Raw genomic sequence first — 23,500 nt, 5'->3', positions numbered from 1 at the left:
CGCCAGGAACGCGCCCCCACGAACCGGGGACCGGTCTACTCGCCCGGGTGGGCCAGCGCGATGTCGTGGTCGTCGACGCCGCGGCCGCTCACCGTCAGCGCGGTCGCCACCGGCGGGTAGCCCGTCGCGATGACGGTGTACTCGCCGCTGTTCAGGTCGGTGAAGGCGTACGCCCCGTCCGCACCGGTCGTGGAGGTGCCGACCACGTTGCCCGCCGCGTCCACCAGCGTCACGCGGGCGTCCGCGAGGGGGCCGTGCGGGGCCCGCACGACGCCCTGGAGCTGGGCGCCGGAGTCGAGGTCGACCTCGATCCGGGTGACCCCGGTGCCGCCCACCTCGACGGGCAGGGCGCGGGGCCGGAAGCCGGCGGCGTTCACCGCGACGGTCACGGAACCCGGCACCAGGTCGGTGAAGGCGAAGTCGCCCTGCTCACCGGTGGTGCCGGTGGCCAGCAGATCACCGCGGACGTCCGTGACGATCACCATCGCGTCCTTGACCGGCAGCGTGCTCTCGGCGGCCCGGACCACACCGTTCAGCCCGCTGGTGCCGCTGAGCAGGATGTCGTACGACACCGGGTCCTCGTTGACGACGATCGTCGAGGCCTGCGGCTGGAAGCCGTCGGCGGACGCGATCAGGACGTACGAGCCCGCGCCCGGCGCGTCCACCGCATAGGAACCGTCGGCCTGCGCGACCGAGCGGCCCAGCTGCCGTCCCCCGAGGGAGATCAGCGTGACGGCGGCCTGCGGCACGGGCGCGCTCTCGGCGCCGCGGACGTGACCGCGCACCGGGATGCCGCCGGAGGGAGCGGACTCGCCCGGCGCGGCCACCGTGGCGACCGCGGACAGCTTCTGCTGCTGCGCGCCCTCGGGGCCGGCCTCCGTGGACGGGGCGACGGCCCAGGCGGGGACCTTCTCCTCGGCGGGAGCGGCAGCCTCGGCGGCCGCCGCCGGCGCGGCCTCGCGCTCGGACTCGGACGTCGCGGCCTGCGCCAGACCGCCCTTGGTACGCAGCGGGACCTCCTTGATGAACAGCGTGATCAGGAAGGCGAGGAACGCCGTGCCGGACGCGATCAGGAAGACGTCGGCGATGCCGTGGCCGTACGCGCTCTCCATGACCGTGCGCAGCGGCGCGGGCAGCTTGTCCATGTCCGGGATGGAGCCGCTGGAGCTCGAACCGGAGGCGAGGGAGGCGTACTTGGGACCGAGGTCGGCGAGGCCGTCCTTGACGTAGTCGGTGATCCGGTGGGCCATGATCGCGCCGAGCGCGGAGACGCCGACCGCACCGCCGAGGGAGCGGAAGAAGGTGACCGTGGAGCTGGCGGAACCGAGGTCGCTCGGGTCCACCTGGTTCTGCGTGGACAGCACCAGGTTCTGCATCATCATGCCGATGCCGAGACCCAGCAGCGCCATGAAGATCGCCATCTTCCAGTACGCCGTGTCGTAGCGGATGGTGCCCAGCAGGCCCAGACCGGCCGTGACGAGCACGCCACCGGCGACCAGCCAGGCCTTCCACTTGCCGGTCTTGGTGATGACCTGGCCGGAGACCGTGGAGGAGACGAACAGACCGCCGATCATCGGGATCGTCAGCACACCGGACATCGTCGGGGACTCGTCGCGGGCCAGCTGGAAGTACTGGGCGAAGAAGACCGTGCCGGTGAACATCGCGACACCCACGAAGAGCGAGGCGAGCGACGACAGGGTGATCGTGCGGTTGCGGAACAGACGCAGCGGGATGATCGGCTCGCTCGCCCGGGATTCGACGAAGACGAAGATCAGCCCGAGGGCGATCGCGCCCGCCACCATCGTGTACGTCTGCCACGACAGCCAGTCGTACTTGTCACCGGCGAAGGTGACCCAGAGCAGCAGCAGCGAGACGGCGGCCGAGATGAAGAGCGCGCCCGCCCAGTCGACCTTCACGTCCCGCTTCACCACGGGCAGGTGCAGGGTCTTCTGGAGCACGATCAGCGCGATGACGGCGAAGGGAACGCCGACGTAGAAGCACCAGCGCCAGCCGAGCCACGAGGTGTCGGTGATGACACCGCCGAGCAGCGGGCCGCCGACGGTGGCGACGGCGAAGGTGGCGCCCAGGTAGCCGGAGTAACGGCCGCGCTCACGCGGCGAGATCATCGCGGCCATGACGATCTGCGCCAGCGCGGACAGACCGCCGACGCCGACGCCCTGGATGACACGGCAGGCGATCAGCATGCCGGGGTTCTGGGCCAGACCGGCGGCCATCGAACCCAGGACGTAGATGACCAGGGCTATCTGGACGAGCGCCTTCTTGCTGTAGAGGTCCGCGAGCTTGCCCCACAGCGGGGTGGTCGCGGTCATGGCCAGCAGCGAGGCGGTGACGACCCAGGTGTAGGCCGACTGGCCGCCGCCGAGGTCGCCGATGATGTGCGGCAGGGCGTTGGAGACGATCGTGGACGACAGGATCGCCACGAACATGCCGAGCAGCAGCCCGGAGAGGGCCTCCATGATCTGCCGATGCGTCATCGGAGCGCCGTCCGGGGAGCCTGCCCCGTGCTTGGCGTGTGCCCGCACACCGGCTGGTGTGGTCGTTGCCATGGGCTTCCTTTTCTTACGTTCTTATGCGGGTGTACGGGTGGTCTGGTGAGCAACGGACTCGGCCGCGGATACGGCCTGCGGGAGCCGGGGAGCGGACCGGCAGTCGCCGAAGCTCTCCCGCAGCCGGGTCATGAGGTGGATGAGCCGGCCGACGTCGTCGTCGGTCCAGTCGCTCAGCCGTTCCGCCAGCAGTCCGGCGGCGCGCCGGGACAGCTCGTCGAGCCGGTCCCGGCCCGGGTCTGTCAGGCGCAGGATGCGGGACCGTTTGTCCGTCGGGTCGGGACAGCGCTCGATCCAGCCCCGGTCCGCGACGTGCGCGACATGGCGGCTGGTGACCGACATGTCGACCGCGAGCAGCTCCGCGAGCTTGCTCATGCGCATGTCGCCGTGGCGGCCGAGCAGTGTCAGCACGGCGACGGAGCCGCTCGGGCAGTCGGACGGCAGGATCCGTCCGAGGTCCCTCTTCACGGCACCGATGGCGCTGAGCTGACGCGCCAGCTCCTCGTACTGCGTGGGCTCAGCCATGGCACCTCCCCTGGTTCGTTGCTTAGGGCAACCATAAGTACTATTGGTTGCTGCAGGCAAATGAAAACGGCCCTCGCGGGGCTAAAAAGTTGGCAAAGGCAAGTATTGGCGATCGTAAACGCGCAGGTGGGGGGAGGTGCGGTCGACCCGTCCGGCGGGTGACCGCGAGGCCGTTCAGGCCGAGACGCGGGTCCGGTACCGGCGGCCCCCGGAGGGTGCCGCCGCCGCGCGCCCGGCAAACGGGCGGCAATGAGGAACCCGCACTTGGGCAGTCCCCACGTATTCGCTAGTGTCTCGGGCCATGGCTAACACCCAGGGCCCCCAGGGCAACTACGACCCCGCGGGCAACACCCAGATGTTCCGTGCCTTCGTCGACGAGGCCCCGCAGGGCGGCCGGCAGCAGCAGCAGGAGGCCGCCGCGGGCCCCCGCATCGGCCTGATCATCGGCGTGATCGCCGTCGTGGCGGTCGTCGCCGCTGTCGCCTGGCTCGCGCTGAAGTAAGTCGCCCGCCTCGCTGAACGCGCCGATGCGAGCGGGGCGAGGCCCTACTTCCACTGGACGGACACGTCCCGCGTCTCGATGTGCATGCCCAGCGGCACACGCCAGGCGTCGACGCACACCGTCCAGGTCTTCTTCACCGACGCCCCGGCGCGGATCGGTGCGGGCAGCGGCTCCGTGGACTCGATCGTCGCCCAGTCGATGCCGAGCGCCCCGATGATGTGCGTACCGAAGGTCACCGTGCCCGAACGCACCGCGCTGCCGCCGGTGTTGTGGAAGGGGACGGTCACCTTCTCGCACCATCGCTGGTCGGTGGCCTCCCGTACGGGCTCGCCCACGGCGAGCGCGGCGGGGCCACCGGGTGTCGCGCCCGGGCGGGTTGCCGTCGCGGAAGGCGAACCCGGGCTCGTGGGCGCCGACTTCGTGCCGCCGGGCGAAGGGCTGCCGTCTCCCGGCATGCTGCCCGTGTCGGGGGTTCCGCCCGTGTCGGGAGTTCCGCCGGTGTCGGGGGTTCCGTTCGAACTTCCGTCGGAGGCGGGCACGTTCCCCGCTCCGGTCATCGGGTTCCGCTGCGTCCCGCCGGCCCCGGGCCTCTTCGTCCCGTCGAGCGGTACCAGCGTCACGTCGCCCGTCGGAGCCACCGCCGCACCGGACGCGCGTGGCGTGCCGCCCGCCGGCCCGACCGCGACGTAACCGTCACCGTCCGCGCCGCCGGCACACGAGGCCAGGAGTCCGCCCAGACACACGGCGGCCGTCGAGGCACCGATCACGACCCCTCGACGGCTCCGCCACCACGTCGCTCGCAGCATCGCGCCAGTGTGGCTGACGCTCCGTCAAATCGGAACCCTCAGGCACCTTCGGGAACCCTCAGGCGAACCGGTGGTCCCGGGCGCCCCTTGAGGGATCCCGGGGCGCCCCTTGAGGGATCCCGGGCGCCTCAGTCCGAGATGAGGCCCTCCCGCAGCTGTGCCAGCGTGCGGGTCAGCAGCCGGGAGACGTGCATCTGCGAGATGCCGACCTCCTCGCCGATCTGTGACTGCGTCATGTTGGCGAAGAAGCGCAGCATGATGATCCGGCGCTCGCGGGGCGGGAGCTTGGCCAGCAGCGGCTTGAGGGACTCGCGGTACTCCACGCCCTCCAGGGCCGAGTCCTCGTAGCCCAGGCGGTCCGCGAGCGAGCCCTCGCCGCCGTCGTCCTCGGGGGCCGGCGAGTCCAGCGAGGACGCCGTGTACGCGTTGCCGACGGCCAGGCCGTCGACCACGTCCTCCTCCGAGACGCCCAGCACGGAGGCGAGTTCCGTGACGGTCGGCGAGCGGTCCAGCTTCTGGGACAGCTCGTCGCTGGCCTTGGTGAGGGCCAGACGCAGCTCCTGGAGGCGGCGCGGCACCCGCACCGACCACGACGTGTCCCGGAAGAAGCGCTTGATCTCGCCGACGACCGTCGGCATGGCGAAGGTCGGGAACTCCACGCCCCGTTCGCAGTCGAAGCGGTCGATCGCCTTGATCAGGCCGATCGTGCCGACCTGGACGATGTCCTCCATCGGTTCGTTGCGGCTGCGGAAGCGGGCGGCCGCGTAGCGCACCAGCGGGAGGTTGAGCTCGATGAGGGTGTCCCGGACGTACGCGCGCTCGGGGCTGTTCTCGTCGAGTGCGGCGAGCCGCAGGAAAAGGGAGCGGGACAGGGTGCGGGTGTCGAGGGCCGCCGAGGCCGGGAGGTCCGGGGCCTCCGCGGTGGCCGGCAGGCCCTCGGTGCCCGGGAGGTCCTGGGCCGGAAGGGTCTCGGCACTCGGGAGGTCCTGAGGGGCCTGAAGGTCCTGAAGCACGTCGGGCGCGGAGTCGCTCTGCGTGAGCGTGAGCACCTTCGAGCTGCCCTGGTCTGCGGACATGCCACCCCCTTTGGGTCGCGGGACGGTCGCGGCGGACGCTCCCGTCGGAGGAACGCAGCCTCCACCTGAATACCGGCCGCGAGGCTGCGGCAAACGCGCTTGGGGAAGAATGTCACATGTCGGCAACACGCTGTAGTGACATGTCGACATGTCAGAGGTGAATGCGCCCTGGTTGAAAGGCTTCTGAGGGTCTTTCAGTACAGAACTGTCGGAAAGGGGGCTTGCAGGCGATTCGCTCGCGCGAGTTACGCGTCGATCCTGTTTGCGGATCGCAGACGCGCGAAGCTCCTGGCGAGGAGCCTTGACACATGCATCTGGGAGACTCCCAGTTCGACACTGATCTGCGACTGGGTCAGGTTGCTGTAGTAGCGCAGCAGCAGGATGCGCTGCTCCCGCTCGGGCAGCTGGACGAGCAGATGCCGTACGAGGTCGCGGTGTTCGACCCCGTCGAGTGCGGGGTCCTCGTAGCCGAGCCGGTCGAGCAGGCCCGGCAGTCCGTCGCCCTCCTGGGCCGCCTCCAGCGAGGTGGCGTGGTACGAGCGGCCCGCCTCGATGCAGGACAACACCTCGTCCTCGCTGATGCGCAGCCGCTCGGCGATCTCGGCGGTGGTCGGGGAGCGCCCGTACGCGGTCGTCAGGTCCTCGGTCGCGCTGTTGACCTGCACCCACAGCTCGTGCAGCCGGCGTGGGACGTGGACCGTGCGGACGTTGTCGCGGAAGTAGCGCTTGATCTCGCCGACGACGGTGGGCATGGCGAAGGTGGGGAACTGCACGCCCCGGTCGGGGTCGAAGCGGTCGATGGCGTTGATCAGGCCGATGGTGCCGACCTGGACGACGTCCTCCATGGGCTCGTTGCGGGAGCGGAAGCGGGCGGCCGCGTAGCGCACGAGCGGCAGGTTGGCCTCGATGAGCGCCCCGCGTACGCGGTGGTGTTCCGGTGTACCCGGCTGCAGATCCTTGAGCTGGGCGAAGAGCACCTGTGTGAGGGCCCGGGTGTCGGCGCCGCGGCGCTTGTGGGGGGCGGTGGCCTGATCGGATGGCAGAGGCGGGTCGGGAGCCGTGGCGGACACCTCGGGCCCGGCGGCGGCCGGGGCCGGTGCCTCGTCCTGGGGCGGCGCAGTACTGGCCGACACGGTCAACGCCACCTCTTCATCCGTCAAGCACCTGTCAACTCACCGTCAAAAGCGGTCATAGCATCACAAGAAATTGACACCCTGTGCAAGCACCGCATAACTCCGTGTTGAGGGAGAGTTGGGGCACGAGAAGGGGCGCAAGAAGGGGAACAAGAGAGGGCGTAAGAAGGGGAACAAGAGAGGGCGTAAGAAGGGGCACAAGAAACAGGGGAGCCCCCCATCGTCCCGATGGAGGGCTCCGTGGGCGGTGTCGCCCCGAATCCGTGGGCGAAGTCGCTCAGATTTCGTAATCGGCGATCACCCAAGTGGCGAACTCGCGCCACAGCGCGACGCCCGCCTGGTGCGCCGGGTGCTCCAGGTAGCGCCTGAGCGCGTCCGTGTCGTCGACCGCCGAATTGATCGCGAAATCGTACGCGATGGGCCGGTCGCTGACGTTCCAGCCCAACTCCCAGAAGCGCAGCTCGTCGATCAGGTCGCCGAGGGGCTCGAAGGCGCGCACGCCCTCCACGACGCGCGGGTCGTCGCGCTGGACGCCCTCGTTGAGTTTGAAGAGGACCAGGTGGCGGATCACGGGCGCTCCCAGGGGTGCGAGGGCGGCCGCCCGGCCGGTGGTCTGCTCGGTGGCCCTACTTGGCTCCGTCGGCGAGCCACGTCATGAAGTGGCCGATGGCCTTGGCGGCACTCGAAATGCCCTCGAACCCTATCTGGACATAGTCGGCGGCCTTCGCCGGGTCGGTGATGATCACGTAGAGCACGAAGACCACGAGTACGTACAGCGCGATCTTCTTTCCCTGCACCGCCACCGCGGCCTCCCCCGTCTGCTCCGCCCCGCGGGGCCCGGTTTGCCGCCGGTGAGTTTAACCCGCCCAGGTGTTCGGGGCTCGCAAATGATCACGTATGCACCACGTGTCCTCACGTGGTTCTTCCATACGCGGTCATCAGGGACCAACGGCCCCGTGAAAGGGGCCCTTTGCCGGGCCGCCGGGGCACCCGCGGACCGCAGGATGGTGAGGCGCCCTCCGGATCTGGCAGGAGGCCGGAGGGCCGGGGACCGGGCCCGGCTGCGGGGTTCGCGCCGCGGGCTTCGGCGATACGCGACGCGGACCGCGGGTCCGTCTCCTCACCGGGGGAAGCGGCATGTCCCCGTCGCCGCTTCCCCCGCCCGTCACGGACGGGAGGAAGTCCCGGAGGTCCAGAGGCGCCGGGCCTGGTCCCGTAGGAGGGTGCCCGGGCGGCTGGGCGGCTGGGCGGCTGGGTGGCTGGGCGGCTGGGCGGCTGGGCGGTCGCGGTGTGGGTGGACCTTGCGCGGACGGCCGTGGACGCGCGAAGGGCCCCGTCTGTCGACGGGGCCCTTCTTCAGTGGTGGCGGAGGGTTTTGAACCCTCGGTGACGTGGGCGTGCCACAGCCCGGGGCTCAGGCGAGCCAGTCGGTGTAGTGGGTCGGGGCGATGCGGGCGTCACCGGGGGCGATCAGGACGTCGCCCTGGACGGCCGCGAACATGCCGGCGGTGTCGTCGACGACGACCGAGCGGCTGTCGCCCTTGGCGGTGAGGGTGATCCGGCCGAGTTCGTCGAGGGTGTAGACGTCAGGGCCCGCGATGTTGAGGATGCCGTTCAGTGGGCTGCCCGCGGCGACTTCGGCGACGGTGGCGGCGACGTCCGCGGCGGCGATCGGCTGGATCGGCGTGTGCGGCAGGCGGACCGTCTCGTCGTCGGCCGTCCATGTCAGGACCGCGTCCATGAACTCCATGAACTGCGTGGCGCGGACGATGGAGTAGGGGATCGGGCCGTCGGCGAGGATGTTCTCCTGGAGCGTCTTGGCCCGGTAGTAGTCCAATTGGGGCACCTGGTCCACGCCGACGATGGAGAGCACGACGAAGTGGCCGACGCCACCCTTCTCGCTCGCGGCCAGAAGGTTGGTCATGGACGTGCGGAAGAACTCGGGTGAGGCGTCGTCGAACGTCGGGGAGTTGGTCAAGTTGACCACGACGTCGGCGCCTGCCACGGCATCCTCAAGGCCCTGGCCTGTGATGATGTCGACGCCTGTGGACAGGGAGTGCGGTACGGCCTGATGTCCGGCCGCCTTCAGGTTCTCCACGACCTGCGACCCGATCAGTCCGGTTCCCCCGATGACTGCGATCTTCATGGCTGGCCCTTGCCCTTGCTCTCGACTCTTCGTGTCCGAACTCTTCGTGTCCGATATGTACCTTATGAGGCCAGGTGGCGCCCCGGATGAAGCCAGGCGGCACCCCGGACCCGAAACTCGGACATCTTTCATCCGGGATGATACTCGGACATCTCCTGTCCGGGTCAACGTGAGCGTTGTTACGATGACGACGTGAAGATGTCCGGCGGTGTGGAGTGGGCGCTGCACTGCTGTGTGGTGCTGACATCCGTGCAGGAGCCTGTGCCCGCGGCGCGGCTGGCGGAGCTGCACGACGTTTCACCGACCTACCTCGCCAAGCAGCTCCAGGCCCTCTCGCGGGCCGGACTCGTGCGATCGGTACAGGGGAAGTCGGGCGGCTACGTCCTGACCCGGTCCCCGGCGCAGATCACGGTGCTTGACGTCGTCGATGCGGTCGAGGGGCCCGGCGCGGCATTCGTGTGCACGGAGATCCGCCAACGCGGCCCGCTGGCGGCCGCGCCCGAGTCGTGCACCGCGCCCTGCGCCATCGCCCGCGCGATGGCCGCCGCTGAGTCGGCACGAAGGGAAGCCCTGCGGGCCATCACCATCGCCGACCTGGCCGCCGACGTGGAATCCGACAACGGGGTCGGCGCCCTGGCCGGTGTCGGCACGTGGTTGACCGCGGTCGACAAGTAGGCGAGCCCGGCCGCGGGGACCCGACGCCCGCCGCGCGGCCGACCGGGACGGGAAGTAGGACAGGAAGTGGGGCGGGAAACGACGAAGGGCCCGGTCCTATGGACCGGGCCCTTCGTTCACGGCGGTAGCGGAGGGATTTGAACCCTCGGTGACTTGCGCCACACTCGCTTTCGAGGCGAGCTCCTTCGGCCGCTCGGACACGCTACCGAGGGAGACCCTACCCCAAGGTGGGCCGTGGTCTGAAATCCGTTTCCCGGCACCGCTCGGGCCGGGGGGCCTCAACGGGCCCTGAAGAAGTCCGTGAGGAGCCCGGCGCACTCGTCGGCGAGCACGCCGCCGATCACCTCCGGGCGATGGTTGAGACGTCGGTCGCGCACCAGGTCCCACAGCGACCCGACCGCGCCGGCCTTCTCGTCGCGCGCGCCGTAGACCACCCGGTCCACCCGGGACTGCTGCAGCGCGCCCGCGCACATCGTGCAGGGCTCCAGGGTGACGACGAGCGTGCACCCGGGCAGCCGCCATTCGCCGAGGGCAGTCGCGGCCCGGCGGAGCGCCAGGATCTCCGCGTGGGCCGTCGGGTCGCCCGTCGCCTCGCGCTCGTTGTGACCGGTGGCCAGTACCGAGCCGTCCAAGGACAGCACGACGGCGCCGACCGGCACGTCACCGTGCGCTGTGGCCTGCCCGGCCTCGTCCAGGGCGAGCCGCATCGCGGCCCGCCACCGGTCGCGCACCGGATCGGGGGCGGGCGTCCCGTCCTCGGTCACCCGGTGCACCCAGGGGGTGTCCTACGGATCCCCGCGGCGTCGCGACGCCTGGCACATACGCTCGCCGCGCTGCCGGAACGCCCGAATGGCTCCGCCATCAGGACGCTTCGGCGCCTTGCGATCGCCCGCGCCATGCGCCGCCCCTTCCTCCGCGCTGATCCAGACGACACCGCTATCGGACGGTCTCCAGGACCTCCGAGGCACCCAGGGCTTCGGCGATCGAGGCGAGGGCGTCCTCGGCGTCCAGGGAGCGCAGTTCCTTCTCGCCGACGCCGAGGTCGTCGAGGATCTCGCTGTCTCCCACCGGGCTGTGCGGCACGGCGGCGTCGGCGCTCGCGCCGTCCTCGTCGTCGCTGTCGTCGGGTTCACCGTCCTCGGTGCCGTCGAGGTCGAGGGAGTCCAGGTCGGCGCCGTCGTCGCCGGGCTCCCTTCCGAGCAGTTCGTCGGTGAGCAGGATCTCCCCGTACGAACTGCGGGCTGCGGCCGCGGCGTCGGAGACGTAGATACGAGGGTCGTCCTCGCCGTCCACGCGGACGACGCCGAACCACGCGTCCTCCTGCTCGATGAGTACGAGCACCGTGTCCTCGTCGACCGAGGCGTCGCGGGCCAGGTCGGTCAGATCCGACAGGGTCTCCACATCGTCGAGCTCTGTGTCGCTCGCTTCCCACCCGTCTTCGGTGCGCGCGAGCAGTGCGGCGAAGTACACCGTGACTCTCCCACTGGTCATAGGCGTGCCGGTTGGGGGTCCCCCCGGCGGAGGTTGTGGGCGGGGAGTGCTTCTCCGAGCCCCGCCCACTCGGAATCGTGGCAGAAACAAGGCGTTCAGGGGACGTCTTCGGCTCCCTGTGTCTGGCCGTTTTGATCGCCGATACTCCGATCAAAGCAGTCCACTCACCAGCGCACTCATTGCCGCCACCAGCGGATCGTACGCGGCCCGGGGCGATGTGGCCGCACGGCCACCCCCAAGGCGGCCGCGTCGCTACCAGCGGAAGGTGCGCATGCGCATGGCGTGACGCAGGCGTGCGACCTTGGCGCGGCGGGGCTGGACACGGTCGCGCAGCTCTCGCGCCTCCGTGAGTTCACGCAGGAACAGGGCCCGGCGCCGCCTGCGCTCGGCGTCCGTCTCCTGCGCTTCCGGTTCCTCGTGGGACTCCCGGTCGGGCATAGGCACACCACCCCCGTTCCGTCCCTCTCACTTTCCCTCTGATGGGGGCTTTGATGCCAGCGTCGGAGTGAGGCGGGCGGGAGCCGCTTGTCCGGCGGGTCGCCGACGTTGTCGTACGGCGGCGTGGTGGGCGCGGAAAGCCCGGTTACTGTTAGGGACATGCGTCTCCATGTCGTCGACCACCCCTTGGTCGCCCACAAGCTCACCACGCTGCGCGACCGGCGCACCGACTCCGCGACCTTCCGTCGGCTCGCCGACGAGCTCGTCACCCTGCTCGCCTACGAGGCCACGCGGGACGTGCGCACCGAGCAGGTCGACATCGAGACCCCGGTCGCCTCGACCACCGGCGTCAAGCTCGCCCGTCCGCGCCCGCTGGTGGTGCCGATCCTGCGGGCGGGCCTCGGCATGCTCGACGGCATGGTGCGGCTGCTGCCGACCGCCGAGGTGGGCTTCCTGGGCATGATCCGCAACGAGGAGACGCTCCAGGCCTCCACGTACGCCTCGCGCATGCCGGAGGACCTCTCGGGGCGCCAGGTCTACGTCCTGGACCCGATGCTGGCGACCGGCGGCACGCTCGTCGCGGCGATCCAGGAGCTGATCAAGCGCGGTGCGGACGATGTGACGGCCGTGGTGCTGCTCGCCGCTCCGGAGGGCGTCGAGGTCATGGAGCGCGAACTGGCGGGAACGCCGGTCACGGTCGTGACGGCCGCGGTCGACGAGCGCCTCAACGAGCACGGCTACATCGTGCCGGGGCTGGGAGACGCGGGCGACCGGCTGTACGGGGCGGCGGAGTAGGCAGGGTTCGGGTGGGGGCGGTCTCGTAGGGGGCCGCCTCCCTCGTCTTTGGGCGGGGCATCCCGTGCTCTGGGATCTCCGGGATCTCCGGGATCTCTGGGATCTTTGGGACAGGTCCCGCTCCGGGCAGGCTCAAGGCCCCGTTCCGGGGAGCGAAGGGGCTCAAGGCCCCGTTCCGGCGAATGAAAGGGCTCAAGGCCCCGTTCCTGGAAGGCCCCAGGACGTCGTACGGGGCGTCAGCAGCTCTTCTTGGTGTTCTTGCCCGCCGACGGGGACGGCGTGGGCGCGGTCAGCGCCGCGAGTGCCTTGTCCGCTTCCGCCTTGCTCGTCAGCGACTTGAACCTGTCTCCCAGGACGAGGTCGACGGCCGGGTCCTTGCGGGACGCGTCCGCGCGGCGCTCGGCGTCCGCGAGCTGCGTGCCGAGGACCGGCAGCGAGGTGCCGAGGGAGGCCTTGGCGCCGAGCAGTATCCCGGTGCCCTTGACCTTCTTGTCGTACTCCTTGGTCGCGTTGCCCACGGTGCCGATACGGAAGCCGCGCTTCTTCAACTCGTCCGCGGTCTCCTTGGCCAGGCCCGTGCGAGCTGTGGCGTTGAAGACGTTGACGGTGATCTGGCCGGGCTGAGGCAGGGCCTTGGCGGCGGCCGCGTGCGACGCGCTCGCCTTGGTCGTGCACGCCTTCGAGCCGGACGCCGACGCCCTGTCGCCGCCGCCCGTGAAGACGTCGATGAGCTGCAGGGTCCCCCAGCCGATCAGGCCGAGCGCGGCCACGGACGCGACGATCGCGAACGCGAGCCTGCCGCGGCGCCGGGGTCGGCGCATCCGCGGGTACTTGTCCCCCGTGATCCGGTACTGGCCGCCCATGCCGGGGGGAGTCAGCATGCTCATGGGCGCAGCGTAGTGCGCCGGGGCGGCAATGCCTACTAGATGATCATTGGACGCCGTGCACTCCAACCCGAAAGGGTCAAGAGGGCTGAACGGGTCCACGCCGGCGAGCGGGCCGCCGGGGCGGGTCAGTCGAGCTCGAGAACTCTCGCGTGCAGGACCTGGCGCTGCTGAAGCGCCGCGCGAACCGCGCGGTGGAGGCCGTCCTCCAGATACAGGTCGCCCTGCCACTTCACGACATGCGCGAAGAGGTCGCCGTAGAACGTCGAGTCCTCGGCGAGGAGGGTTTCCAGGTCGAGCTGGCCCTTGGTCGTCACGAGCTGATCGAGGCGGACCGGGCGCGGCGCGACGTCCGCCCACTGCCGGGTGCTTTCCCGGCCGTGGTCGGGGTACGGCCGGCCGTTTCCGATGCGCTTGAAGATCACACGGAAAGCCTACCGGTCAAGACGTTCCGGGCGCAGCCATGGCGACGGAGTGCGGCACCGAAAAAGATGCCTCAAGGATGGGCAAAACGGGATCTTGAGCCCGAGGGGAGCGACGGCGGGACCGGGCCTGGGCCACGACCCGGGGGCCGTGGCCGCCCTTTGTGAGGCCTGGGGTCACTGTCCACGGACCGAGCCGTGGTGCGGGCGCCGTACTTCTGAGGGCAGGGTCGGCCCTCCTTTCCGAGGCCCGGGGTCGGCTTCCCGGGTCGCTCCGTCCGAGGGCTGGGTCACTGTCCATGGGGCGGGCGCACGAGCGGCCGGCCGGGGTGGGCGTCGGCTGCGTGGACCGTGCGGGCGCTCGCTCGAAAGGGGCGGCCGCCCGGTGCGGGGGCGGCCGCCGTGTGCGTTACTCGTGTTCCTGTTCCTGTTCCTGCGGAGGTGTCGTCTGCCGGTGTTCCTCGGGAGACTCGGGTTCCGGTTGCGGTTTCGCGCTTCTGCGGACGGCTTCCGCACGCACCAGGGCGTGCAGGGCCGCATACGGGTCGATGGGCATGACTGTGTCCTCGCGTTGCTGATGGGGTGACGGTTCCGGAGGCCGGATCTGTCAGCAGCGCAGGACCACGGTGCGCAGGGAGTGCAGGGCCGGGCAGTGCGGCGCCCGTGCGAGGGCGGGCGGGAAGCCGGCCGGCGCGGACGGCCCGGCGTCCCTCCGGGGCGCCGGCCGCAGCGGCGCGGCGACGCGGTGCCCCGGAGGGACGCCGGGCCGCAGTGCCGTGTCGAGGATGTCGTGCTCCGCGCCGCAGGACTGTGCCGCGGACACCGCGCCGGACTCGGCCGCCACCGCCTCGGTGTGCGCGCCCGCCGCGAGCAGCGCGACGAGCACCACGAGCACCCGCAGCCAGGCGTGCCGACAAGTGGTGCGAGGGGCATGCGGAGACGGACTCACAAGGGTCATCTCCCCACCGGGCGTGCGTCGTTCATCGCGCGGAGGCGTAAACCGCTTGTTCGGCGTACCTTTCGGGCGCGGGGTTGACGCAGGTCACACGGTGCGCGGAAGCCGCTCCGCACGGCTCCGGATCCGGATCGCCGTGATGATCTCGACGACGCCGACCACGAGCAGCCACCAGCCGGCGACCAGGGTGAGCACGGTGATCGAGGTGAACGGCGAGATGATCAGCACGACCCCGGCGACGAAGGTGAGGATGCCGAGGAAGATCTGCCAACCGCGTGCGGGCACCGCCGGGTCGTGGGCGGCGGCCATGGTCTGGGCGATCCCACGGAACAGCCAGCCGATGCCGATCCACAGGGCGAGCAGCAGCACCGACTCCATCGGGCCCCGGAAGCAGAACAGGCCCAACAGGATCGACAGGGCGCCGCTGATGAAGGCCAGGACGCGCAGCGAGGTCGCCTTGTGCGTGCCGAAGGCGGACGCCAGCTGGAGCACGCCGCTGACGACGAGGTAGAGGCCGAAGAGGACCCCGGCGGCGCGCAGGGACGGGCCCGGCCAGACCAGGACCAGGATGCCCAGGATCAGGGACGCGACGCCGGTGGCCAGGACGACCTGCCAGGCGGTGCGGGCCAGGAGGTGCAGAAGCCCCTCGAAGGGTGGCTCCAGCTCCGACGGCGGTCTCGCTCCGTGCGCGTCACGCGTGGCGTGGACGCGGCGGTCGTCGTACTCGGGTCCCATGTGGGAGCCGCTCGGTATGTCGGTCATGATCCATGCTTGGACCGGGCACGGATGCCGCGCCATCCCGGACGGTCCACACGGCTGACGCGCTCGCAGGCGCTCCCTGTCGAGTGCGGTCTGTCGGGTGCGCCCTGTCGGGTGCGCCTGTCGAGTGCGGTCTGTCGGGTGCGCCCTGTCGTGCGCGGTCTGCCGAGTGCGGTCTGTCGGGTGCGGTCTGTCGAGTGCGCCTGTCGAGCGCGGCCTGTCGAGCGCGCCCTGTCGAGTGGCGTCCTGACACTCGTACTGGTCAGCGGCGCCCTGTCGAGCGTGGCCTGTCGAGTGGCGCCCGACCTGGTGTTGGTCAGCGGCGCCCCGCCGAGCGGCGGCCGCTTCCTGCCCGCCCGCCGTGGCGCGCCCCTCCGGGCCACTACCCGGCCATCCACATCCCCGCCTACCTGCCCGCCGCCTTCCCCGTTTCGCCTACCTACCTACCGCCGCCTCGCCGCCTTGCCTACCTGCCCGCCGCCTTCCCCGCCTTCGCCGCGGCCTTCATCTCCTGCTTGTGCGCGCGGACCTTCGCCAGCGAGTCGGGCCCGGTGATGTCGGCGACGGACCGGTACGAATTCGCCTCGCCGTACGGCCCCGCCGCCTCCCGCCACCCCTCGGGCCGCACGCCCAGCTGCTTGCCGAGCAGCGCGAGGAAGATCTGTGCCTTCTGCTTGCCGAACCCGGGCAGTTCCTGGAGCCGCTTCAGCAGCTCCCGCCCGCTGCCGGCGTCCTTCCAGATCGCCTCGGGGTCCCCCTCGTAGTGCTCGACGAGGTACTGGCACAACTGCTGGATCCGCTTGGCCATGGACCCCGGGTAGCGATGTACCGCGGGCTTCTGCGACAGCAGCTCGGCGAAGACCTCCGGGTCCCGCACCGCGATCTCGTGCGCGTCGAGGTCGTCCGTGCCGAGCCGCCGCGCGATGGTCCGGGGCCCCTTGAACGCCCACTCCATCGGAACCTGCTGGTCCAGCAGCATCCCGATCAGCGCGGCGAGCGGACTGCGTCCGAGGAGCGCGTCGGCCTCGGGATCCTGGGAGAGGTGAAGGGTGACGTCCATGCGTCGATGATCCCCCGTGCGGGCTCAGGCCGCGCGCCAGTACCCCAGCGCGTTCACCCGCTGCTTCGCCACGCCCAGTTCCTTGCGCACGTACGCGCTCAGCGCCCGTGTCGTCATGGTGTCGCAGGCGATCCAGACGTACGGGTCCGGGGTGGTCCGCAGCAGCACGGGCAGGGCCGACTTCACCTCGGCGACGAGATGGGCCCCGGAGTCGCGGCGGGGGACCGGGCGCAGGTCGTGGCGGGTCGGGTCGGTGTGGAAGGGAAGGCCGTCGGCGCTGCCCTCGAACCAGATGGTCGCCGGGGCCGGATCCAGCGCGCCGAGAAGGGAGTTGAGCGCGGGCAGCGACGCCGGGTCGGCGATCGCGAAGACGTGTGAGGGCTCGGGCCGGGGCCAGGGGAAGGCCGAACCCTGGACCGTCGCCTCGACCGTGTCCCCGGGCTTCGCCGCCCGCGCCCAGTCACTGGCGCACCCCTCGTGGAGCGCGAACTCCAGGCCGAAGGTGCCGGCCGCCGGGTCGGGGTCGACCAGCGTGTACGCCCGCTGGTGCGGCCTGCCGTCGTTCGCGAACCACAGCCGTACCCACATCGTGGGGTGCACACCGGTCGCCGCGAGCATGCCGCCGTCGGTCAGGCGCAGTCGCCGGTAGTGCGGGGTGACGTCCTCCGCGTCCGTCACGGTGCATACAAAGTCCTTCGCGCGCAGCAGCCGGAGGACCGTGCCCTCCCAGCCCCGCCCCTGCCCCTGCCCCTGCCCCATCAGCTCCGCATCCTTCGCGTACGATTCCGCCACGGACAACTTAGGCAAGGCTAACCTAAAATAGAGGGACCACAGGGTGACCACCGAGATCTACCGCGATGAGTGGGGCATCCCGCATCTGCGAGCCGACGACGCGCTCGCACTCGCCCGTGCCCAGGGCCGCGTCACCGCTCTGGACCGGGCCTGGCAGCTGGAGGTGGAGCGGCACCGCGCGCAGGGCACCTCGGCGTCCTTCCTCGGCCCCGAGGCCCTGGCCTGGGACCGGTTCGCGAGGCGGGCCCGCCTCGACGACACGGCCAGACGCTGTTTCGCCGCGCTGGAGGGACAGGACCCCGAGACGGCCACGTGGCTGCGCGCGTACGCCGACGGGGTCAACGACGGGCTGGGCGAAGGCGCCCGCCGCACACCGGAGTTCGCCGGGACCGGCCTCGCCCCCGGCCGTTGGGAGCCCTGGCACCCGCTCGGCGTCTGGCTGGCCACCCACATCCTGTTCGCCGGTTTCCCGGCCAAGCTCTGGCGCGAGGAGGTCGCGGAGCACCTCGGCGAGGACGCCGTCGCGCTATTCGCCACCGACGGACCCGGCACCTCCGGCAGCAACGGCTGGATCGTCGGCGGCGAGCGCACGGACACCGGGCAGGCCATCATCGCGGGCGACCCCCACCGCTTCATCGAGGACCCCGGCGTCTACCAGCAGATCCACCTCTCCTGCCCGGAGTTCGACGTCGTCGGCCTCGCCGTCCCGGGCCTTCCCGGCATCGCCCACTTCGGCCACACGGGCACGGTCGCCTGGGCGATCACCAACGCCATGGCCGACTACCAGGACCTCTACCGCGAACGCCTGCGCCGCACGGCGGACGGCGGCGTCGAGGCCCTCGACCCGGACGGGCAGTGGCGCACGGCCGCTCGGCTGATCGAGACGGTCGAGGTGGCCGGAGGCGATCCGGTGGAGGTGGAGGTCGTCGAGACGGCCAGGGGGCCGGTCGTCATCGGCGGCCCGGAGGGAACCGGCACCGACGCGCACACCCCTCTTGCCGTCGCCCTGCGCTACCCGCCCCGCGTGACCGAGGACCTCGGCGTCAGCGCCTTCCTCCCCCTCCTCCGCTCCCGTGACGTCGCCGACATCGACCGGGCGCTGGAGAGATGGGCCGAGCCCGTCAACGTCGTGCTGGCGGCGGACGTCGACGGCGGCGTGCTGCACCGTGTCGCCGGCCAGGTGCCCCTGCGCGCCGAGGCCAACCGGACCCGGCTCGTCCCCGCCTGGGATCCCGGTCACGAGTGGCGGGGCTGGCACGACATGCCCCGGGGAGGCGTCGAGAACGGCATCGCCGTGATGGCCAACCAGCGCGGCCCGGCCTCTCCCCTCGGCGTCGAGTTCGCCCCCGGGCACCGGGCCGCCCGCATCCGCGATCTGCTGAACGAGAAGCGCACGTGGTCCGCCCCGGACATGCCGGCCATCCACATGGACACTCATCTCGCCTCCGCCGCCCCCCTCCTGGACCGCCTCTCCGCCCTCGACGACCTCACTCCCGAGGCGCATGCCCTGCGCGACCGCCTTCTGCGCTGGGACCGGCGCATGGACGCCGGCAGCACGGAGTCGGCGGCCTACGCGGCGGTGCGCGGCGCGGTCGTCCGACGGCTCGCGGCGCACCCCGCCTTCGCCGCACTGGCCACCCCGCCCGCCTACCCGGACGTCTTCCTGCCCTGGCTCGCCCTCGTCCCCCGGATCGGCTTCGCCCTCGAACACCTGCTGGCCGCCGAGGAGCTGTACGGCGTCGACCGCGCGACGATCGTGCGGGAGGCCGCCGAGGAGCTGTACGGCGTCGACCGCGCGACGATCGTGCGGGAGGCCGTCGAGGAGGCGGCCACCGCGGAGCCGGCCGCCTGGGGCGACACCCACCGCCTCGCCCCTTGGCGCGCGCTGCCGGCCGACGCGTACGACGAACCCGGTCTCTCCGGCGACCACGACTGCGTCCTGTGCACCTCCGCCGTGCCCGGTCTGACCGATCAGAGCGCGCGCGGCCCCGCGGCCCGTTACGTCTGGGACCTCGCCCGCCGCGACCACAGCCTGTGGGTGGTCCCCTTCGGTGCCTCGGGCGTCCCGGGCTCGCCCCACCACCGCGACCAACTCCCCTTGTGGATCGAGGGCGATCTCGTCCCGGTCGTCACGGACTGGAACCGCCTCGAACCGGAGGAAACCGATGTGAACCCGAAACTGTCCGACGAATCCGACGAAGGAGAGCGACGATGACCACCGACGCCTACGGCCCCGCCCGCGAGACCGTCCACGAACAGCTGGTCGACGGCTTCGGCACCGTCCGCATCCTGCCTCTCGACCCGCAGGCCGACGCGGAGGTGATCCATGCCTGGGTGAGCGAGGAACGCGCGGCCTTCTGGGGCATGAACGGGCTCACGAAGGATCAGGTGGCCGGGATCTACGCGCACATGGGCACGCTCGACACCCACCACGCCTTCCTCGCCGTCAAGGACGGCGAACCGGTCGCGCTGCTGCAGACCTACGAACCGGAGGCCGACCGGGTCGGCGAGTGCTACGACGTGGAGCCCGGCGACATCGGCGTCCACCTCCTTCTCGCTCCCGCCGGAACGGGCGGCCCGCGGCCGGGCTGGACGTCGGCCCTGCTGGCCGCCTTCACGTCGTACGTCCTGAGCGGCCTCGACCGGCGGCGGATCGTCGTCGACCCCGACGTGCGCAACGAGAAGGCCATCGCCCGCTTCCTGCGCCAGGGCTTCGTCCCCGGGCCGGCCGTCGTCCTGCCCGAGATCGACCTCCCGGACGTGTACCTGCCCGAGAAGCGCGCCCGGTTGGCGTTCCTCACCCGGGAAGCGGCCTTCGGCAACTAGCCTGCGTGCCGTGACCCCTGACGACCTCGTCAACCACTTCGGCCTGGAACCGATCCCGCGCGAGGGCGGGCGGTTCCGGCGGACCTGGGCGGGACCGGAGCGCGCCGACGGACGGCCGGAAGGCACCGCGATCATCGCCCTGCTGACGGCGGAACCGGACGACTACTCGGCGCTGCACCGCCTCCCGGCGGACGAGGTCTGGCACTTCTACCTCGGCGATCCGCTGGAACTGCTGCTCCTGGATCCGGACGGCGGCGCCCGTACGGCGGTCCTCGGACCGGACCTCCTCGGCGGCCAGCACGTCCAGTTCACCGTGCCGGCCGGCACCTGGATGGGCGGGCGGGTCGCCGCGGGCGGGGCATGGACGCTGTTCGGGTGCACGATGACGCCGGGCTTCACCTACGAGGGGTACGAGCACGGGGACGCGGACCGGCTGACCGCCCGCTATCCGGCCGAGGCGGCCCGGATCGCGGGGCTGTGCCGGTCGTGAGCGGGCTGCTGACGGGGCAGGTGGCCCTCGTCACCGGGGCGGGCGGAGGCATCGGCCGGGGGATCGCCCTGCGCTTCGCCGAGGAGGGTGCGGCGGTCGCCGTGCACTGCCGTACGTCGGTGGCGGCGGCGCACGACGTGGCCGCGCGCATCCGGGACACGGGCGGGCGGGCCGTCGTACTCCGGGCCGACCTGACGGCGGAGGACGAGTGCCGGCGCCTGGTCGGTGAGGCGGCCGAGTGGGGCGGTGGGCGGCTGACGGCGCTGGTCAACAACGCGGGGGTGCAGCCGGTGCGGGAACTGGGCGGGATGACGGCCGCCGAGTGGCGGGCGGTGGTCGACGCCAACCTGTCGAGCGTGTTCGCCTGTACGCAGGCAGCGGCGGAGGTGATGCGCGAGGCGGGCGGCGGCTCGGTCACCCACATCGCCTCGATCGAGGCCGCGCACCCCGCCCCGGCGCACGCCCACTACTGCGCGTCCAAGGCCGCCGTCGTCATGCACGCCCGGTCGGCGGCCCTGGAGTACGGCCCGTACGGCATCCGCGTCAACAGCGTCTCGCCCGGCCTGATCGAACGCGAGGGCCTGGCGGAGGCCTGGCCGGACGGGGTGAGCCGGTGGCAACGTGCGGTGCCCACCGGTCGTCTGGGCCGTCCCGAGGACGTCGGCGACGCCTGCGTGTTCCTGGCCTCGCCGCTCGCGTCCTGGATCACGGGCCACGACCTGGTGGTGGACGGCGGGGTGTCGGCCCGGCCGACGTGGTGACGCCGCTGCCGGTCATGATGGCGTGACTCTCGTACGGGCGGCCGGTGATGCCGCCGCCTCCGGCGAACGATTCAAAACTGAGCAGAGGGGACGCCGCGTCCGTACGTAACCGAGACCCGGGACCGGCGGATACGGGAGACATGACGTGGGCGCAGGACGCGTGGGTGGGGGACCTTCGAGGGCGGCAGCGCGCGCGGGGCGGCTGCGGGCCCTCGTGTTCGTACTGCTCGTCGTCCCCTTCGCCCTGCTCGCGGGCGCCGGTTCCGCGTCCGCGCACGCCGCGCTGAAGGGCACCGATCCGGTGGACGGCAGCGTGCTGAAGACGGCACCGAAGGCGGTCACGCTCACCTTCACCGAGTCGGTCGGCCTGCTGGACAACTCCGTCCGTGTACTCGACCCGGAGAACCGGCGGGTCCACACGGGCAGGCAGGAGCACGCCGACGGCCGTTCGAACACGGCACGGGTCACGCTCCCCGCGGGCCTCGCGCAGGGCACGTACATCGTCGCCTGGCGGGTGGTCTCCGCGGACAGTCACCCGGTGTCCGGCGCGCTCACGTTCTCCGTCGGCAAGCAGTCCGCGACCACGGCGGTGCTGCCGTCCGACCAGGCCCAGGACGCCGCCACCGCGACGCTCTACGACATCGCCCGCTATGTCGCCTACGGCGGCCTGGCCCTGCTGCTCGGCGTCATCGCGTTCGCGACCGTGACCGGTGTGGCGGCGGCCCGCGGGCTGCTCGTGGGCGGCTGGTGGGCGCTGCTGGCGTCCACGCTCGCGCTGCTGCTGCTCCGGGGCCCGTACGAACGGGGCACCGACCCGACGACGGCCTTCGACCTCGCGCTCGTGCGCGACACGGCGACGAGCCGCCCGGGACTGGCCCTGCTGACACGGGTGGTGGTGCTCGTCGTGGCGGCGGTGGCCGACCGGGCGTGGCTCGCGCCCACGGGGCGCGAGGACCGGACCGGTGACGGCGTCCGCGCCGCCGTCGGCCGCCCCCGCATCGCGATCGCGATCCTTCTGTCGCTCGCCCTGGCCCTCACCTGGGCGGTGGCCGAGCACGCCTCCGCCGGAATCCAGGTCCCCGTGGCGATGACCTCGGCGGTGCTGCACCTGCTGGCGATGGCCGTGTGGCTGGGCGGCCTGGCGGCCCTCCTCACGGCGCTGTACCGGACGCCCGAGGAGCTTTTGGCCCCCACGGTCGCGCGCTTCTCCCGGCTGGCCTTCACGGCCGTCGTCGTGCTGGTCGCCACCGGTGCCTACCAGTCCTGGCGCGGCCTCGGCTCCCTCGACGCGCTCACCTCCACGCCGTACGGCAGGCTGCTCACGGCCAAGCTGGTCGCGGTCCTGCTCCTGCTGACGGCGGCGGCGTACTCACGCCGCTGGACGACCCACCTGGCACTACCGAGGGTGGCGGAGACGGTGGGGGCAGAGGCGGCCCTGAGAGAGGGCGCCGTGTCCGTGTGGGCGGCGACGGCGCCGGAGGCAGCCTCCGGGGACGCCACCGTGTCCGCACGGGCGGGCGGGACGGGACGGACGGAGGCGGCCCTGAGGGTCGGCGACGCCGTGTCCGTACGGGTTTCGGGCCCGGGGACCCTGCGCGCGGAACTGGAGTCGGGAGCCGTGCGCGCGGAGCTGGGACGGGGAGCCGGCGAGGAGCCGTCGCCGTTTCGGCGGGCCCTGCGTCGCTCGGTGCTGGCGGAGGTCACGATCGGGATCGTGGTGCTCGTGATCACGACGCTGCTGACGGGCGCGCAGCCCGGCCGGGCTGCGACCGAGGCGGCGGAGGCCACGGCGGAGGCCGGGCAGCCCCTCGGCTCCGCCACGGTGATCCCCTTCGACGTGGGCACGCCCGGCGGACACGGCAAGGTGCAGATCGAACTGACGCCGGGACGGGTGGGCGAGAACAGCGTCCAGGCCGTGATCTTCGGGCCCGACGGCGGTATCGCGACCGTCCCCGAACTGCGCCTCACCTTCACGTTCGCGGAACGTGGCATCGGCCCCCTCGACGCGAAGGTCACCGACCGGGGTGGCTACTGGGCCGCGGACACGCTGAACCTCCCGCTGGCGGGCACCTGGACGATGAAGGCGACGGTCCGTACGACCGACCTCGACCAGGTCACAGTGTCGAAGACTGTGCGAATCGGCTGAGCGGAACGGAAAAAACTGACCGGACGCGGAAATCCGCACCTTCGTCCGTGATGTCGCGGGTCACGGGCGGAGTTTGACGTTGAGTCGGCTGTGCGGCTGTGATGGAAAGCGTTTGCTCCGGGGTGCTTGGGGGGTTGCCTCGGGGGCGTCACGACGTGCCCCGAGGGGCATCGGGGTAGTACCTTTCGTCGGGATCACCCCGTGTGCGTCACGCCGTCGCCGACCCCCGGCTCACCCTCCCGGACTCACCT

Annotated in this window: 26 protein-coding genes and 1 tRNA gene; 8 read left to right on the top strand and 19 right to left on the bottom strand. The window is 71.5% G+C overall.

Features of this window, described 5'->3' with window-relative positions:
• Positions 1-35: 35 nt before the first annotated feature.
• Together Q2K21_RS35060 and Q2K21_RS35055 are read right to left on the bottom strand one after the other, a co-directional pair.
• On the bottom strand, positions 36-2,567 hold the full coding sequence (locus Q2K21_RS35060; protein ID WP_310780234.1) for an MFS transporter: 2,532 nt from the start codon (positions 2,565-2,567) through the stop codon (positions 36-38).
• A 21-nt stretch (positions 2,568-2,588) separates the two neighbouring features.
• Positions 2,589-3,092, bottom strand: coding sequence for a MarR family winged helix-turn-helix transcriptional regulator (locus Q2K21_RS35055; RefSeq protein ID WP_310780232.1), 504 nt, complete (start codon positions 3,090-3,092; stop codon positions 2,589-2,591).
• 301 nt (positions 3,093-3,393) lie between these two features.
• On the opposite strand from Q2K21_RS35055, the gene Q2K21_RS35050 reads away from it, so the two are divergent.
• Complete coding sequence (locus Q2K21_RS35050; protein WP_310780230.1) at positions 3,394-3,594, top strand: hypothetical protein; 201 nt, start codon at positions 3,394-3,396, stop codon at positions 3,592-3,594.
• Positions 3,595-3,638: 44 nt separating this feature from the next.
• Here the strand turns inward: Q2K21_RS35050 and Q2K21_RS35045 are convergent, their stop codons facing one another.
• The 6 genes from Q2K21_RS35045 to Q2K21_RS35020 form a co-directional block, all read right to left on the bottom strand.
• On the bottom strand, positions 3,639-4,400 hold the full coding sequence (locus Q2K21_RS35045) for a hypothetical protein (protein ID WP_310780228.1): 762 nt from the start codon (positions 4,398-4,400) through the stop codon (positions 3,639-3,641).
• Positions 4,401-4,528: 128 nt separating this feature from the next.
• On the bottom strand, positions 4,529-5,476 hold the full coding sequence (locus Q2K21_RS35040) for an RNA polymerase sigma factor SigF (RefSeq protein ID WP_310780227.1): 948 nt from the start codon (positions 5,474-5,476) through the stop codon (positions 4,529-4,531).
• A 245-nt stretch (positions 5,477-5,721) separates the two neighbouring features.
• Entirely contained in the window at positions 5,722-6,615 is an 894-nt protein-coding gene (locus tag Q2K21_RS35035) for an RNA polymerase sigma factor SigF (protein ID WP_310781394.1), read from the bottom strand.
• Between the two features lie 271 nt (positions 6,616-6,886).
• The gene (locus Q2K21_RS35030) at positions 6,887-7,180 is read right to left on the bottom strand and encodes a Dabb family protein (RefSeq protein ID WP_310780225.1); all 294 of its coding nucleotides are present in this window, start codon (positions 7,178-7,180) and stop codon (positions 6,887-6,889) included.
• A gap of 55 nt (positions 7,181-7,235) precedes the next feature.
• Complete coding sequence (locus Q2K21_RS35025) at positions 7,236-7,412, bottom strand: hypothetical protein (RefSeq protein WP_310780224.1); 177 nt, start codon at positions 7,410-7,412, stop codon at positions 7,236-7,238.
• A 611-nt stretch (positions 7,413-8,023) separates the two neighbouring features.
• Complete coding sequence (locus tag Q2K21_RS35020; RefSeq protein WP_310780222.1) at positions 8,024-8,755, bottom strand: SDR family oxidoreductase; 732 nt, start codon at positions 8,753-8,755, stop codon at positions 8,024-8,026.
• A gap of 198 nt (positions 8,756-8,953) precedes the next feature.
• On the opposite strand from Q2K21_RS35020, the gene Q2K21_RS35015 reads away from it, so the two are divergent.
• Positions 8,954-9,430 (top strand): RrF2 family transcriptional regulator, encoded by a 477-nt coding sequence (locus Q2K21_RS35015; protein WP_310781393.1) that lies wholly within the window; start codon positions 8,954-8,956, stop codon positions 9,428-9,430.
• 122 nt (positions 9,431-9,552) lie between these two features.
• Here Q2K21_RS35015 and Q2K21_RS35010 read toward each other — a convergent pair.
• The 4 genes from Q2K21_RS35010 to Q2K21_RS34995 form a co-directional block, all read right to left on the bottom strand.
• Positions 9,553-9,637: transfer RNA gene (locus Q2K21_RS35010), tRNA-Ser, on the bottom strand.
• Between the two features lie 71 nt (positions 9,638-9,708).
• Positions 9,709-10,137 carry a tRNA adenosine(34) deaminase TadA gene (tadA, locus tag Q2K21_RS35005; RefSeq protein ID WP_310781392.1) on the bottom strand — a complete coding sequence of 143 codons (429 nt, stop codon included), beginning with the start codon at positions 10,135-10,137 and terminating at the stop codon, positions 9,709-9,711.
• Positions 10,138-10,366: 229 nt separating this feature from the next.
• Entirely contained in the window at positions 10,367-10,900 is a 534-nt protein-coding gene (locus Q2K21_RS35000) for a tRNA adenosine deaminase-associated protein (protein WP_310781391.1), read from the bottom strand.
• A gap of 273 nt (positions 10,901-11,173) precedes the next feature.
• Positions 11,174-11,359 carry a hypothetical protein gene (locus Q2K21_RS34995; protein ID WP_310780220.1) on the bottom strand — a complete coding sequence of 62 codons (186 nt, stop codon included), beginning with the start codon at positions 11,357-11,359 and terminating at the stop codon, positions 11,174-11,176.
• Between the two features lie 159 nt (positions 11,360-11,518).
• Between Q2K21_RS34995 and upp the strand changes: the two genes are divergently transcribed.
• Positions 11,519-12,154 carry a uracil phosphoribosyltransferase gene (gene upp / locus Q2K21_RS34990; protein WP_310780218.1) on the top strand — a complete coding sequence of 212 codons (636 nt, stop codon included), beginning with the start codon at positions 11,519-11,521 and terminating at the stop codon, positions 12,152-12,154.
• A 236-nt stretch (positions 12,155-12,390) separates the two neighbouring features.
• On the opposite strand, the gene Q2K21_RS34985 is transcribed toward upp, so the two are convergent.
• From Q2K21_RS34985 to Q2K21_RS34955, 7 genes are all read right to left on the bottom strand, one after another.
• Positions 12,391-13,041 carry a LytR C-terminal domain-containing protein gene (locus Q2K21_RS34985; protein WP_310780216.1) on the bottom strand — a complete coding sequence of 217 codons (651 nt, stop codon included), beginning with the start codon at positions 13,039-13,041 and terminating at the stop codon, positions 12,391-12,393.
• Between the two features lie 125 nt (positions 13,042-13,166).
• Complete coding sequence (locus Q2K21_RS34980) at positions 13,167-13,463, bottom strand: type II toxin-antitoxin system VapB family antitoxin (RefSeq protein WP_003999914.1); 297 nt, start codon at positions 13,461-13,463, stop codon at positions 13,167-13,169.
• 406 nt (positions 13,464-13,869) lie between these two features.
• Positions 13,870-14,016: a hypothetical protein gene (locus Q2K21_RS34975; RefSeq protein ID WP_310780202.1), complete on the bottom strand. Its 147-nt coding sequence runs from the start codon at positions 14,014-14,016 to the stop codon at positions 13,870-13,872.
• Positions 14,017-14,067: 51 nt separating this feature from the next.
• On the bottom strand, positions 14,068-14,418 hold the full coding sequence (locus Q2K21_RS34970) for a hypothetical protein (protein ID WP_310780200.1): 351 nt from the start codon (positions 14,416-14,418) through the stop codon (positions 14,068-14,070).
• A gap of 84 nt (positions 14,419-14,502) precedes the next feature.
• Positions 14,503-15,177, bottom strand: a complete 675-nt coding sequence (locus Q2K21_RS34965; RefSeq protein ID WP_310780198.1) for an HdeD family acid-resistance protein — start codon at positions 15,175-15,177, stop codon at positions 14,503-14,505.
• A gap of 463 nt (positions 15,178-15,640) precedes the next feature.
• The gene (locus Q2K21_RS34960; protein ID WP_310780195.1) at positions 15,641-16,234 is read right to left on the bottom strand and encodes an HhH-GPD-type base excision DNA repair protein; all 594 of its coding nucleotides are present in this window, start codon (positions 16,232-16,234) and stop codon (positions 15,641-15,643) included.
• Positions 16,235-16,258: 24 nt separating this feature from the next.
• Complete coding sequence (locus Q2K21_RS34955; RefSeq protein WP_310781390.1) at positions 16,259-16,993, bottom strand: siderophore-interacting protein; 735 nt, start codon at positions 16,991-16,993, stop codon at positions 16,259-16,261.
• Between the two features lie 76 nt (positions 16,994-17,069).
• Between Q2K21_RS34955 and Q2K21_RS34950 the strand changes: the two genes are divergently transcribed.
• The 5 genes from Q2K21_RS34950 (at position 17,070) to Q2K21_RS34930 (ending at position 23,249) form a co-directional block, all read left to right on the top strand.
• Complete coding sequence (locus tag Q2K21_RS34950) at positions 17,070-19,241, top strand: penicillin acylase family protein (protein ID WP_310780193.1); 2,172 nt, start codon at positions 17,070-17,072, stop codon at positions 19,239-19,241.
• Entirely contained in the window at positions 19,238-19,852 is a 615-nt protein-coding gene (locus Q2K21_RS34945) for a GNAT family N-acetyltransferase (protein WP_310780191.1), read from the top strand. Before Q2K21_RS34950 ends, Q2K21_RS34945 begins: the two co-directional genes overlap by 4 nt.
• 10 nt (positions 19,853-19,862) lie before the next feature.
• Positions 19,863-20,342, top strand: coding sequence for a cupin domain-containing protein (locus Q2K21_RS34940; protein WP_310780189.1), 480 nt, complete (start codon positions 19,863-19,865; stop codon positions 20,340-20,342).
• Positions 20,330-21,103, top strand: coding sequence for an SDR family NAD(P)-dependent oxidoreductase (locus Q2K21_RS34935; RefSeq protein WP_310780186.1), 774 nt, complete (start codon positions 20,330-20,332; stop codon positions 21,101-21,103). Before Q2K21_RS34940 ends, Q2K21_RS34935 begins: the two co-directional genes overlap by 13 nt.
• Positions 21,104-21,248: 145 nt before the next feature.
• Complete coding sequence (locus Q2K21_RS34930) at positions 21,249-23,249, top strand: copper resistance CopC/CopD family protein (RefSeq protein ID WP_386275923.1); 2,001 nt, start codon at positions 21,249-21,251, stop codon at positions 23,247-23,249.
• The last annotated feature ends 251 nt before the right edge of the window (positions 23,250-23,500 follow it).

It is taken from the genome of Streptomyces sp. CGMCC 4.7035 (assembly GCF_031583065.1).
In the GTDB taxonomy this organism is placed as follows: Bacteria; Actinomycetota; Actinomycetes; order Streptomycetales; family Streptomycetaceae; genus Streptomyces; species Streptomyces yaanensis.
This window is presented reverse-complemented; position numbering and strand designations above follow the sequence as displayed.

Coding starts and splice junctions, on each gene's coding strand:
- Q2K21_RS35060 (WP_310780234.1), bottom strand. CDS start 2,567: ATGGCAACGACCACACCAGCCGGTGTGCGGGCACACGCCAAGCACGGG.
- Q2K21_RS35055 (WP_310780232.1), bottom strand. CDS start 3,092: ATGGCTGAGCCCACGCAGTACGAGGAGCTGGCGCGTCAGCTCAGCGCC.
- Q2K21_RS35050 (WP_310780230.1), top strand. CDS start 3,394: ATGGCTAACACCCAGGGCCCCCAGGGCAACTACGACCCCGCGGGCAAC.
- Q2K21_RS35045 (WP_310780228.1), bottom strand. CDS start 4,400: ATGCTGCGAGCGACGTGGTGGCGGAGCCGTCGAGGGGTCGTGATCGGT.
- Q2K21_RS35040 (WP_310780227.1), bottom strand. CDS start 5,476: ATGTCCGCAGACCAGGGCAGCTCGAAGGTGCTCACGCTCACGCAGAGC.
- Q2K21_RS35020 (WP_310780222.1), bottom strand. CDS start 8,755: ATGAAGATCGCAGTCATCGGGGGAACCGGACTGATCGGGTCGCAGGTC.
- Q2K21_RS35015 (WP_310781393.1), top strand. CDS start 8,954: ATGTCCGGCGGTGTGGAGTGGGCGCTGCACTGCTGTGTGGTGCTGACA.
- tadA (WP_310781392.1), bottom strand. CDS start 10,137: ATGCGGCTCGCCCTGGACGAGGCCGGGCAGGCCACAGCGCACGGTGAC.
- Q2K21_RS34995 (WP_310780220.1), bottom strand. CDS start 11,359: ATGCCCGACCGGGAGTCCCACGAGGAACCGGAAGCGCAGGAGACGGAC.
- upp (WP_310780218.1), top strand. CDS start 11,519: ATGCGTCTCCATGTCGTCGACCACCCCTTGGTCGCCCACAAGCTCACC.
- Q2K21_RS34985 (WP_310780216.1), bottom strand. CDS start 13,041: ATGAGCATGCTGACTCCCCCCGGCATGGGCGGCCAGTACCGGATCACG.
- Q2K21_RS34975 (WP_310780202.1), bottom strand. CDS start 14,016: ATGCCCATCGACCCGTATGCGGCCCTGCACGCCCTGGTGCGTGCGGAA.
- Q2K21_RS34970 (WP_310780200.1), bottom strand. CDS start 14,418: ATGACCCTTGTGAGTCCGTCTCCGCATGCCCCTCGCACCACTTGTCGG.
- Q2K21_RS34965 (WP_310780198.1), bottom strand. CDS start 15,177: ATGACCGACATACCGAGCGGCTCCCACATGGGACCCGAGTACGACGAC.
- Q2K21_RS34960 (WP_310780195.1), bottom strand. CDS start 16,234: ATGGACGTCACCCTTCACCTCTCCCAGGATCCCGAGGCCGACGCGCTC.
- Q2K21_RS34955 (WP_310781390.1), bottom strand. CDS start 16,993: ATGGGGCAGGGGCAGGGGCAGGGGCGGGGCTGGGAGGGCACGGTCCTC.
- Q2K21_RS34945 (WP_310780191.1), top strand. CDS start 19,238: ATGACCACCGACGCCTACGGCCCCGCCCGCGAGACCGTCCACGAACAG.